Annotated in this window: 13 protein-coding genes; 10 read left to right on the top strand and 3 right to left on the bottom strand. The window is 35.6% G+C overall.

Annotation, left to right across the window (positions count from 1 at the left end; genetic code table 11):
• Window positions 1-424 precede the first annotated feature (424 nt).
• Together ACH0B5_RS15285 and ACH0B5_RS15280 are read left to right on the top strand one after the other, a co-directional pair.
• Window positions 425-1162 carry a hypothetical protein gene (locus tag ACH0B5_RS15285; protein ID WP_341362519.1) on the top strand — a complete coding sequence of 246 codons (738 nt, stop codon included), beginning with the start codon at window positions 425-427 and terminating at the stop codon, window positions 1160-1162.
• 117 nt (window positions 1163-1279) lie between these two features.
• Window positions 1280-2167, top strand: coding sequence for a 5'-3' exonuclease (locus ACH0B5_RS15280; protein ID WP_174232688.1), 888 nt, complete (start codon window positions 1280-1282; stop codon window positions 2165-2167).
• 35 nt (window positions 2168-2202) lie between these two features.
• On the opposite strand, the gene ACH0B5_RS15275 is transcribed toward ACH0B5_RS15280, so the two are convergent.
• Complete coding sequence (locus ACH0B5_RS15275; protein ID WP_406928057.1) at window positions 2203-2712, bottom strand: C39 family peptidase; 510 nt, start codon at window positions 2710-2712, stop codon at window positions 2203-2205.
• Window positions 2713-2840: 128 nt separating this feature from the next.
• On the opposite strand from ACH0B5_RS15275, the gene ACH0B5_RS15270 reads away from it, so the two are divergent.
• Window positions 2841-3536 (top strand): YjjG family noncanonical pyrimidine nucleotidase, encoded by a 696-nt coding sequence (locus tag ACH0B5_RS15270; protein ID WP_122972510.1) that lies wholly within the window; start codon window positions 2841-2843, stop codon window positions 3534-3536.
• 38 nt (window positions 3537-3574) lie between these two features.
• On the opposite strand, the gene ACH0B5_RS15265 is transcribed toward ACH0B5_RS15270, so the two are convergent.
• On the bottom strand, window positions 3575-3778 hold the full coding sequence (locus ACH0B5_RS15265) for a 2-hydroxymuconate tautomerase family protein (RefSeq protein ID WP_341362518.1): 204 nt from the start codon (window positions 3776-3778) through the stop codon (window positions 3575-3577).
• Between the two features lie 92 nt (window positions 3779-3870).
• Window positions 3871-4188 (bottom strand): thioredoxin family protein, encoded by a 318-nt coding sequence (locus tag ACH0B5_RS15260; RefSeq protein WP_122972508.1) that lies wholly within the window; start codon window positions 4186-4188, stop codon window positions 3871-3873.
• A gap of 282 nt (window positions 4189-4470) precedes the next feature.
• Here ACH0B5_RS15260 and ACH0B5_RS15255 point away from each other — a divergent pair, with 282 nt between their 5' ends.
• The 7 genes from ACH0B5_RS15255 (at window position 4471) to ACH0B5_RS15225 (ending at window position 11880) form a co-directional block, all read left to right on the top strand.
• Window positions 4471-6855, top strand: a complete 2385-nt coding sequence (locus ACH0B5_RS15255; protein WP_122972507.1) for a 3-hydroxyacyl-CoA dehydrogenase/enoyl-CoA hydratase family protein — start codon at window positions 4471-4473, stop codon at window positions 6853-6855.
• A 69-nt stretch (window positions 6856-6924) separates the two neighbouring features.
• Complete coding sequence (locus tag ACH0B5_RS15250) at window positions 6925-8097, top strand: acetyl-CoA C-acetyltransferase (protein WP_122972506.1); 1173 nt, start codon at window positions 6925-6927, stop codon at window positions 8095-8097.
• A gap of 84 nt (window positions 8098-8181) precedes the next feature.
• On the top strand, window positions 8182-9963 hold the full coding sequence (locus ACH0B5_RS15245) for an acyl-CoA dehydrogenase family protein (protein ID WP_406928056.1): 1782 nt from the start codon (window positions 8182-8184) through the stop codon (window positions 9961-9963).
• A 221-nt stretch (window positions 9964-10184) separates the two neighbouring features.
• A complete protein-coding gene (locus tag ACH0B5_RS15240) occupies window positions 10185-10541 on the top strand; it encodes an arsenate reductase family protein (protein WP_122972504.1) in 357 nt (118 codons plus the stop codon).
• A 79-nt stretch (window positions 10542-10620) separates the two neighbouring features.
• Window positions 10621-11004, top strand: a complete 384-nt coding sequence (gene gcvH / locus ACH0B5_RS15235; RefSeq protein ID WP_122972503.1) for a glycine cleavage system protein GcvH — start codon at window positions 10621-10623, stop codon at window positions 11002-11004.
• Window positions 11005-11150: 146 nt separating this feature from the next.
• Window positions 11151-11507: a toprim domain-containing protein gene (locus tag ACH0B5_RS15230; protein ID WP_122972502.1), complete on the top strand. Its 357-nt coding sequence runs from the start codon at window positions 11151-11153 to the stop codon at window positions 11505-11507.
• Window positions 11508-11580: 73 nt separating this feature from the next.
• Window positions 11581-11880: a thioredoxin family protein gene (locus ACH0B5_RS15225; protein ID WP_341362517.1), complete on the top strand. Its 300-nt coding sequence runs from the start codon at window positions 11581-11583 to the stop codon at window positions 11878-11880.
• Window positions 11881-11916 lie beyond the last annotated feature (36 nt).

The following is an 11916-nucleotide window of genomic DNA, read 5'->3' as shown; positions in this document are numbered from 1 at the left end:
CGTTATTCATCTTAATTGAACCGCCGTATACGGAACCGTACGTACGGTGGTGTGAGAGGTCGGGAGTTAATCACTCCCTCCTACTCAATTTGTAAAAAGTGATTAGTGTAAAGATATTTTGGTAATAATGGTAGAAATAGGGTTAATGGTAATGGATTTATTCTGCAGAAAAATAATATATTCGAAATATTTAAAAATTATGTCTACAAAATTTTAGATAGAAGTAGTTTTGTGGAATTGTTTGGATGAAACTCATATAATCCATTACTTCATTTTATTCCCTAGGAAATAAAACGGAGAATAATTGATAAATTAATTTTTCTACTAAACTAACTATTTTAGATGAGAAAAATAATGAATCGATCTTTCTCCATAATGATGCAATCATAATCCATAAAAAATGAAGGTTGAAGGAGTGAATTTTATGCTTCAAATTAGTAGAAAATATTTTGCATTGCCATTCCATCATGTGTACTTTCAAGATAAGAAATATGACAGTCGATTTGATCCGAAATTAATTCGTTACACTCATTTACTAAAACCAACTAGACAATTGCAAGGGCAAAAAACAGTTCACATTCATTTACAAAAAGAAGAGAAAATATTATTGAATTCGCTGTCTACCCATTTCCGAAAAGGAATACAGGAGATACAAGAAAAAAGCTGGAATGTTGTTATAGTTGACAAAGTAATGGATCAAGAAATTCACGATTTCATACAATTTTACAACTCAAATAGGAAAAGGGACAAACGGAGAAAATTAAATCGTTTCGACATGCAAACATTAAAATTGCTACGAGAAAAAGGTGGATTACTCATATCAAGGCTGATGGATGATCGGAATGAAACGATTTGTTATCGTGCTTATGTCATCAATGGTGAAATGGCTATGTCTTTATACGATTGTAATATAGAAGGCCGAGTGGAAGATTTTGGGAACGCCTTTTTAATCTGGGAAAATATAAAGTATTTTCGACGATTAGGATATAAAATTTATGACTTTGGTGACATTAAAGAAGAATCTCAATTAGAACATTTAAAAGAAAATTATGGAGGAACAATTGAGACCGTTTTTTCTGGCGTTATTTCGAAATCCTTTATTAGTAACATGCTTTTACAATTTAGGTGGTGGCGAGGAATGAAAGGTCCGATTTACGAATAAATCGTTTAGATAGAAGTGTATGGGAATCTACTTATTAATTAACAATTCAATTGTCATCTCATTCCACTGCATAATTTGATATAATGGAAATAATAGAGTTAGAGAGGATTTTTGATGATGACAAATAAACCGCATCTTTTACTAGTAGATGGGATGGCGTTACTGTTCCGTTCATTTTTTGCTTCAAGTGCAATGGGACACTATATTCGTTTAGAAGACGGAACGCCAACAAATGGGGTACAAGGATTTGCCCGTCATGTTTTAACGGCCCAATCGATTATGAAACCGACCCATTTAGCTGTTTGTTGGGATATGGGCGCACAAACTTTCCGCAACGAATTATTTGATGGATATAAAGCGAATCGACCAGCACCCCCTGAAGAAATGTTGCCTCAATTCGATATGGCAAAAGAAGTTTCGGAAATGATCGGCTGGAAAAACTTTGGTGAAGTTGGTATGGAAGCGGATGATACAATTGGGTCTATGATTGAGAAATGGAAAGAAGAAGCGAATATTACCGTCATTAGTGGTGATAAAGATTTGCTTCAATTATTAAACCCATCGACTCAAATTGCCTTTACGAAAAAAGGATATTCAGAATATGACGTCTATACAGAAGAACGTTTTAAGGAAGAGTATGTGATTGAGCCCTATCAATTTGCTGATGTAAAAGCTTTTATGGGTGATACAAGTGACGGATATCCAGGAGTAAAGGGGATTGGTCCAAAAACGGCTTTACAGCTTATCCAAAACTATGGATCTGTTGAAAATGTGTTAGCCAATTTAGATGCATTAAAGCCTGCTCAACGATCAAAAATCGCTGATAATGTGGACATGTTGAAGTTATCGAAAGAATTAGCAACCATTCAAAGGGAAGTACCTATTAATGCCCAATTAAATGAACTTCAATTAGTAGATTATGAACAAGAAACGTTTGAACGTTTACAAGAAAGAGGATTAAGTTTAATTGTGAAGCATGCAAGATCATTATATTCACTCGTTTAATGAAAATAAAGGAGCCGAGGTGAACTTTCAATAGGTCACTTCGGCTCTATTTTTACGAAACGAATAACTTTACTATTAGGGGCATAAGGAACTTTTCTTATTTGACTATCACGATTAGGTCCACCGTTATCATGAACAAAAAAATGTAATTCGTTTTGTTCGATTTCATAACCAATTAATGGAACCCAATGGTATTTGAAAGTCGGTTTTGAATGCCATTGAAAGGTAAAATATTTATCAAATTTCATCGCTAAGGGTCTTCCAGCATCGATTTCTTTTAACGCGATTGCTAACGAACAACTCGAAACATTCCAGTTTGGACCTAATAGTTTTTGTAGATTTTTTATTAAACGCCATTTAAATAAACCAATTTTTGTCCCTCCTAAAAGGGTATAAAGTTGATTCGCGTCTATATTTAATGGATCTTTTAGTAAGTAGTTTAAAATAACAAAAACAGTCGTTGGACCACATGCTGAGTTTTGGAAAGTTGGATGAACATCTATACTATATTGGGACATTCCTTTTACCTTAAGTTGAGTCTTCATCGTATACCTCTATTTCATCATTTTCTTTAATAACTGTCCCAATGGACTATACAAAAGTATAATAGAAGTTGGGCTATATGATAAATGAAGAGTCTTCAATTTAAAGCTTTTATGAGGGGGAGTTAATTTTGAAACAGTACAAAACATTATTATTTGATTTAGATGACACATTGCTTGATTTTGGGGCAACAGAAGAAGTAGCTTTGCAAAAGTTATTTTCTCATCAACAAGTTGAGTTAACACCTGAAATAAAAGCTAACTATAAAAAGTTAAATAGAGAATTATGGCGAGCTTATGAAGAGGACCAAATGGATCGGGATGAAGTCGTGAATACGCGATTCGCCATTTTATTTAAACAATATGGTATTGAAGTAGATGGGGTCGCTTTAGAAAAAAATTATCGAAAATATTTATCGGAAGGGCATCACCTCATTGAAGGGGCACTGAATTTAATAAAAACATTACATAAGCAATTTGATTTGTATGTCGTATCCAATGGGGAGTCCAAGACGCAGGAGAAAAGACTTCATGATTCTGGTTTGGCTCCTTATTTTAAAAAGGTGTTTGTATCAGAAGATACCGGTTATCAAAAACCGATGAAAGAGTTCTTTCATGTAGTATTTTCACAAATTGAAAACTTAGATTTAACAACGACATTGATCATTGGTGATTCCTTTAGTGCAGATATAACAGGTGGTTGGAATGTGGGAATAGACACTTGTTGGATCAACCATAAACAAATAACGATGGAATCAGACATTACCCCTACCTATGAAATAACTAAACTTGAGGAACTTTATAAAATTTTACAAGTAAATCAATAAAAAATGGGTGGCTCTTTTCCAAAAGCCACCCATCTTACTTATTTTCCTTCTTTTCTTCTTTTTGTAACGGTTTCCCCACCAATACCCCAATTATCCGTATCTACTTCATCGATAACTACGACTGTTGTAGCAGGGTTTTTACCTAAGACATCTACTAATAGTTGAGTTGCTCCTTTAATTAAAGCTGCTTTTTTCTCTGGCGTTACATCTTCATTTGTAATTTTAATGTTTACGAATGGCATATTATCCACTCCTCTGTTTATTTATTTTAGTTAGGAATTTTAGTAAAAATAAAGACTACAAACTATGGAACTTTAGTTTGTAGTCTGTTCAATTAGTTTTGAGCGTTTAAAAACTCTTTTACATCTTCCGGTGATTTAGCGTTTGCACTGTGTAAGTGAGCTAATTTTTCACTATTTTTGAAGATTAATAAACTTGGAATTCCCATAACTTGATATTTTTCAGCTAGTTCAGGGAAATCATCACGGTTAATTTCATACCAAGTGTATTGATTGTATTCCTCGATAATTGGATCGATAAACATGTTCATACGTGTGCAGTCTGGGCACCAACCTGCATAAAATTTTACGATTACCGGTTGTTCAGATGCGATAATTTCATTAAATTGTTCAGCTGTAGTAATTGCTTGCATTCTATATCACTCTCCTTATCATTAGTGTACACATTTTAAATTATTTTAAAAGAAATTTGACTTAAATGAATGGTTGTTCATAAAATATAGTAATTACTATTAATTTAGTAAATTAATTATTGATTTTTTAGAAAATTAAGTTAAAAATTATTGCTAAAAATGAAGAAATATTCTACACTAAGAACAGAAAAACTGTTTGGAACCATTAATTTTGGCGAGAGTTATATTTTTTTTAGCATAAAATGAATGAGTATTCATTCAAAGGTGATAAGGGGGATGCATATGTCTTACAAAATTCAAACAGCAGCCGTACTAGGCTCAGGGGTTATGGGATCAGGTATTGCCGCACATTTAGCGAATATCGGTATTCCAACATTACTATTAGATATCGTACCAAAGGAGTTAACGAAAGAAGAGGAAGCAAAAGGACTGACTCTAGAACATCCAGTAGTTCGCAATCGATTTGCGAGCAATGCGATTCAAAAGCTATTAAAACAAAAACCAGCACCATTAACGGCTAAGAAAAATTTATCACTCATAACAGTTGGTAACTTGGAAGACGATTTAGAAAAGCTTAAGGATGTTGATTGGATCATCGAAGTCGTAGTTGAAAACTTAGATGTGAAGAAAAGTTTATTCGAGCGGGTAGATGCGGTGCGCAAGCCAGGGACAATTATTAGTTCCAATACTTCAGGCATTAGTGTAAATGCAATGGTTGAAGGCCGTTCGGAAGATTTCCAAAAACATTTTTTAGGAACCCATTTTTTCAATCCTCCTCGTTATTTAAAACTGTTGGAGGTTATACCTACTGAATATACGTTACCTGAAGTTGTTCATTTTATGAAAACATTTGCTGAGGATGTATTAGGCAAAGGGGTTGTAGTAGGAAAAGATACACCAAACTTTGTAGCTAACCGAATTGGAACGTATGGCTTGTTAATTACGCTTAGAGAGATGTTAGATCGTGGATATTCTGTTGGGGAAGTGGATTCGGTAACGGGTACACTAATCGGTCGAGCGAAATCCGCAACTTTTAGAACTTTAGACGTCGTTGGTTTAGATACATTCCTTCATGTAGCGAAAACGGTTTATGATCAAACAACAGGGGAAGAACAAAAAGTATTTGAAGTGCCTGAGTTGTTGAAGAAAATGGTTGATAACGGCTGGCTAGGGGCAAAATCAGGTCAAGGTTTCTTTGTGAAGAAAGGAAAAGAAATTTTTGAAATTGAGCCATCCACATTAGAGTATGTGCCAATGAAAAAATTACAAACGCCTTCAATTGAAATGGCTAAACAAACAAAAGGGCTTCCAAATAAGGTGAAGACATTAGTATATGCGAATGACAGAGTAGGAGAGCTACTATGGAACATATTTGCTCCGACGTTACTTTATTCTGCTGAATTAACAGGCATCATTGCAGAAACAATTGTTGAAATTGATAATGCGATGAAATGGGGCTTTGGTTGGACACAAGGACCTTTTGAAATGTGGGATTCCATTGGAGTTAAACAATCTGTTGAAAAAATGGAATCTGAAGGAAGAGAAATTCCTTCATTTGTAAAAGAGTTTTTAGCTAAAGGTTATGAATCTTTCTATACAGAAATAGATGGAGATTTAGCTTACTACAATGGCAATGAATATGTAAAAGTACCAGTGAATGATAAAGTCATTGATTTAAAACGTTATAAGAAAAAACATGGGGTTATTAAATCAAATTCTGGTGCTAGTTTAATAGATTTAGGTGATGGGGTCGCGTTACTAGAATTCCATTCAAAATCCAATGCAATTGGTTTAGATATTATTCAAATGATCAACTTCGCAATAGATGAAGTGGAGGCAAATTATAAAGGCCTTGTAATTGGAAACCAAGGGAAAAACTTCTGTGTAGGGGCCAACCTTGGCATGATCTTAATGGAAGCTCAAGATGATAACATTTTTGAACTAGATTTTACTATTCGAGCATTCCAAAAAGCGATGCGTAGAATTAAGTACAGTAAAAAACCAATTGTGGCAGCACCTTTTGGTATGACCCTTGGCGGTGGATCGGAAGTATGTTTACCAGCTGCTCATATTCAAGCATCTAGTGAAACGTATATGGGATTAGTTGAAGTAGGAGTTGGATTAATACCAGGTGGTGGTGGAAATCTAGCACTTTATGAAAAGTTTATAAAAGGAATTCCAAACGGGGTAGAAATAGACTATCAAGTGATTGCCAATAAAGTATTTGAAACAATTGCTTTAGCAAAAGTTTCTACATCTGGTGAAGAAGCTCGTGAAAATAATTTCTTAAACTTTGCTGATGGTATTTCAGTAAATCCTGATCACTTAATTTACGATGCGAAACAGACGGTGCTTGCTTTATCAGAAGCTGGATATACTGCACCAATACCTAAAAAAGTGAAAGTTGTTGGGGCACCAGGGTACGCAACATTATTGTTAGGGGCTCAAGGAATGTACCAATCGGGCTTTATTAGTGAGCATGATTTAAAGATTGCGAAAAAGCTTGCATATGTCATCGCAGGTGGTCTTGTGCCATACGGAACAGAAGTAACGGAAGATTATTTATTAAACTTAGAGCGTGAAGCATTTTTACAACTTGTTGCCGAACCGAAATCGCAAGAACGGATGCAACACATGTTGATAAAAGGAAAACCATTACGCAATTAATCATAGGATTGACAGGAATGTCGATGAACTGAAAATACAAAAGCCAATGGATAAGGGGGATATATCAATATGCGTGAAGCCGTAATTGTAGCAGGTGCAAGAACACCTATTGGAAAAGCAAAAAAAGGTTCTCTTGCTAACTTCCGTCCTGATGATTTTGGGGCAGTTGTTGTAAAGGAAACATTAAAAAGAGCTGGATATGAAGGGCCTATCGATGATTTAATTATGGGCTGCGCGATGCCAGAAGCGGAACAAGGAATGAATGTAGCGAGAAATATTGGGGCGTTAGCTGGGCTACCAGACACGACACCGGCAATTACGATCAATCGTTTCTGTTCGTCTGGACTTCAAGCGATAGCTTATGCAGCCGAACGGGTTATGTTAGGCCATTCGAAGGCTATTTTAGCTGGTGGCGTTGAATCGATGAGTATGATACCAATGACCGGTAATACAGTTCGTTTAAATCCGAAGCTAGCTGAAGAAGCACCCCAATATTATATGAGCATGGGCCATACTGCTGAGGAAGTCGCCAATCGTTTCGGGGTCAGTCGAGAAGATCAAGATGCATTTGCTGTACGTTCCCATGAATTAGCGGCAAAAGCGATTAAAGAAGGAAAGTTTAAAGATGAAATCGTACCCGTTGAAGTTGTCCAACATTTCGTAGATGAAAATAACAAGCTACAATCGAAAACCTTTACCTTTGATACAGATGAAGGGGTCCGTCCTGATACATCGATGGAAGGACTTGCAAAATTACGTCCTGCTTTTAACGTGAAAGGGTCTGTTACGGCAGGTAACTCTTCTCAAACATCCGATGGTGCAGCAGCAGTTTTAGTTATGGATCGAGAAGAGGCGGAAGCCCAAGGGTTAAAACCGATGGCTAAATTTTTAGGGTTTGCTGTTGGGGGAGTGCCTCCTGAAGTAATGGGGATTGGCCCGATTGAAGCTGTGCCAAAAGCATTGAAAATCGCTGGATTATCTTTAGAGGATATTGACTTATGGGAGCTGAATGAAGCCTTTGCTTCCCAATCAATTCAAGTAGTACGCCATTTAGGCATCGATATAGAAAAGGTGAATGTAAATGGAGGGGCAATCGCTTTAGGTCACCCCCTTGGTGCAACAGGTGCCATATTAACATTAAAGTTAATCCATGAATTAAAACGTCAAGGTAAAAAGTATGGCGTTGTCACAATGTGTATTGGTGGCGGTATGGGTGCTGCTGGTGTATTCGAAGTGCTGTAAAAAAATAGAATTTGTGAAGTAATTAGGAAATGAAGTGCGAGTATTCAAGGGTTTAAATATTTTCTATTAGGGGAGGAAATGTAAATGGTTCAAACAACAAATGTTATTAAAGGTGGAAGTTTTTTAATTGAAGATGTGGAATTAAGTCGTGTAATTACTCCTGAAGATTTTACAGATGAACAATTGATGATTGCTCAAACGACAACGGATTATGTTGAAAATGAAGTAAAACCAGTAGTAGAGAACTTAGAAAACCACGAATTTGAACATTCTGTACGTTTATTGAAAAAAGCAGGGGAATTAGGATTACTAGCTGCAGATGTACCGGAAGAATATGAAGGATTAGGGTTAGATAAAATTTCTTCGGCATTAATCGCTGAAAAAATGTCTCCAGCTGGAGGGTTCTCCATTACCCACGGTGCCCATGTAGGTATCGGTTCTTTACCAATTGTTCTATTCGGCAACCATGAACAAAAATCAAAATATTTACCAAAGCTTGCATCGGGTGAGTTAATTGCAGCTTATGCTTTAACTGAACCAGGTTCTGGATCAGATGCCCTAGGAGCAAAGACGGTAGCTAAATTAAATGAAGCGGGAACTCATTACATTTTAAATGGTGAAAAACAGTGGATTACAAACTCTGGATTTGCCGATGTTTTCGTTGTATATGCAAAAATTGATGGCGACAAATTCTCAGCCTTTATCGTTGAACGGAGCTATCCTGGAGTTTCAGTAGGGGCAGAGGAAAAGAAAATGGGGATAAAATCTTCTTCCACTCGTACATTAATTTTGGAAGATGCTGAAGTTCCTGTTGAAAATTTACTAGGTGAAGTTGGCCGTGGTCATGTCATTGCCTTTAATATTTTAAATATCGGTCGTTACAAATTAGGTGTTGGTACTGTTGGTGCTTCTAAACGAGCATTAGAATTAGCGATTGCCTATTCAAATCAACGTCAACAATTTAAAACACCAATCTCAAGTTTCAATTTAACGAAAGAAAAAATTGCAACAATGGCATCTCAACTATACGCTTCAGAATCATTGAATTATCGAACTGTCGGATACTTTGAAGATCGTTTAAGCCAATTATCAGAAGAGGAACAAAAGGATGGTAAAATTATTGCTGCAGCGATTGCGGAATATGCGATTGAATGTTCAATTGCCAAAGTATTTGGTTCTGAAACATTAGATTATATTGCAGATGAGGCTGTACAATTACACGGTGGCTATGGTTTCATGGCAGAATATGAAGTAGAACGTATTTATCGTGACTCACGAATTAACCGTATTTTTGAAGGAACAAACGAAATTAACCGTTTACTTGTACCGGGAACATTTATGAAGAAGGCATTAAAAGGAGAATTACCTTTACTTCAAGCGGCTCAAAAGCTACAAGAAGAGTTGTTAATGTTAATGCCTGAAGAAATCGGAGATGAGCCATTAGCACAAGAAAAATATCTTGTAAAAAATGCGAAGAAAATCGGTATTTTAACAGCGGGCGTAGCGGCACAAGCCTTCGGTGCAAAATTAGAAAATGAACAAGAAGTTTTAGTAAACATTGCGAACATTGCTAATCAACTGTATGCAATGGAATCTGCAGTGATTCGTACAGCAAAAGCAATTGAACGTGATGGTGTTGAAAAATCGAAACAAAAACTTCTTTATACTGAAATTTTCTGCCAAGAAGCCTTTGCAGAAATTGAAAAAGAGGCAAAAGAAACAATCCTTGCTTCTGCCGAAGGAGATAACGGTAAAATGATGCTTTCCGCTCTACGTAAATTAACTCGTAGCAACCCTTACAATTTAATTTTGAAAAAGCGTGAAGCATCTAAAAAACTAATCGAAGCTGAAAAATATATTGTATAAGACGAAATAAACAAGGTATCCTCTTTGGATACCTTTTTCTATTTATTTGTTAGGAATGGTATTTTGCATTTAGGCTGTTTTTATTAAATGAAAGACAGCGAAGTCTCCTAGCGAGATCCAAAATAATAATCTACTGATTGAAGTTTCACTTTATCTTTTTCAGTACAATCAATCTCTGGTATACTTTATTTAAATTTTATAACTTATGAAGGAGTAGTGAAATGACACTAAAATTGATTCAATATCCACGCTGCACAACTTGCAAAAAAGCTCAAAAATGGCTAGATGAAAACGGTATTTCCTACGAGCTAATTCATATTGTAGAACAAACCCCTACAAAAGAAGAGTTAAAGTCGTATTGGAAAGCAAGTAACCTTCCGTTAAAGAAATTTTTTAATACATCTGGCATGAAGTATAAAGAGTTAGGGTTAAAGGACAAATTAAGTTCAATGTCTGAAGATGAACAACTAGAATTACTTGCTTCTGACGGGATGTTAATTAAACGCCCAATCGTAACTGACGGTGAAAAAGTAACGTTAGGTTTTAAAGAAGCTGAGTTTGCAGAATCTTGGAAATAATCATCTGAACTAGCTTGTATTTGCTATAGAAATATGTCAAACTAAACTTGAATGAATTACATATTTGGAGGGGTTTTTAGTGAGCACACCGAAAGATTTACGTTATTCAAAAGAACACGAATGGATTAAAGTAGAAGATGGAAAAGTACGTGTAGGAATTACCCACTTTGCCCAATCGGAACTAGGCGATATTGTTTTCGTAGAACTTCCACAAGTAGGCGACGAAATTCAATTAAACGAGCCATTTGGTAGTGTAGAATCTGTTAAAACTGTTTCAGAACTATATGCACCTATTTCAGGGAAAGTTGTTGAAATTAACTCTGAGCTTGAAGATAGTCCAGAATATGTTAATGAATCACCATACGAAAAAGCGTGGATGATTGTTGTTGAACCAACAGATCTTTCGCAAGTTGATGCTTTATTAACTCCTGAGCAATATAATGAATTAATTGATGCAGAATAAGAATATGATATAGTAAAAACGCCAGAAAACCACTGGCGTTTTTTTTACAATAAAATATAATAAGTAACCATCTTCTTTTTCTAATTTTTTATGCATATTTGCAGACATTTTTTAGCTGTATAACTACAAAGCGTGGGGTGAAGCAAATGACTGTTGAAAAGTGTATAATTGTTGAAGGCCGATCGGATAAGTTGAACATTGCACCAATTTTTGCTGAGGATGTTAAAATTATTTGTACAAATGGGACGATTAGTGAAGATGCTTTACTGGATCTTTTAGAGCCCTTTGAAGAATGTAAGCTCTACACTTTATTTGATGCGGATAATTCGGGAGAAAAGTTGAGAAAGTTGACGAAAAGAATTTATTCGGAAGCAATCCACCTTTTCATTCCTAGAACGTATATAGAAGTTGCCAATGCGCCTAAAAAAGTGTTGGCCCATTTATTAAATGAGGCAAAGTTTTCAGTGCATAAACAATATTTATCTTCATCCACAGAAGTATAATTACTTATGGGATAACCGGTTCTTTTAGAAAAAATGCAGCTTATTGATATAAAATTGAGTAGGATGATGAAAGATGGAAGAATGGACGATTGAAACTTGGGAGCAGCAAAAGGAGCAAAATTCGTTAACGGCTTTTTATTTGTATACCCCTATGTGCGGAACGTGTGCAGTCGCCTCCAAAATGTTGGACGTAATAGAAACACTATTGCCTGAACTACCTTTAGGTAAAGCTAACATTAATTTTCTAGAACAACTAGCATTTGATTATCAAATAGAAAGTGTTCCTTGTTTGTTGATTAGTAGGGATAATCAGGTTGAAAAAGTGTATGCCTTTCAATCTGTACCCTATTTATACGAAAAGTTAAAAAAGTAGTTGACTACTTAAAATGAACGTGATAAAGTTACATCC

This window comes from Ureibacillus sp. 179-F W5.1 NHS, assembly GCF_045369345.1.
Lineage (GTDB): Bacteria > Bacillota > Bacilli > Bacillales_A > Planococcaceae > Ureibacillus > Ureibacillus halotolerans.
The sequence above is the reverse complement of the archived record's forward strand: the minus strand, read 5'-3'. Positions and strand labels throughout refer to the sequence as shown.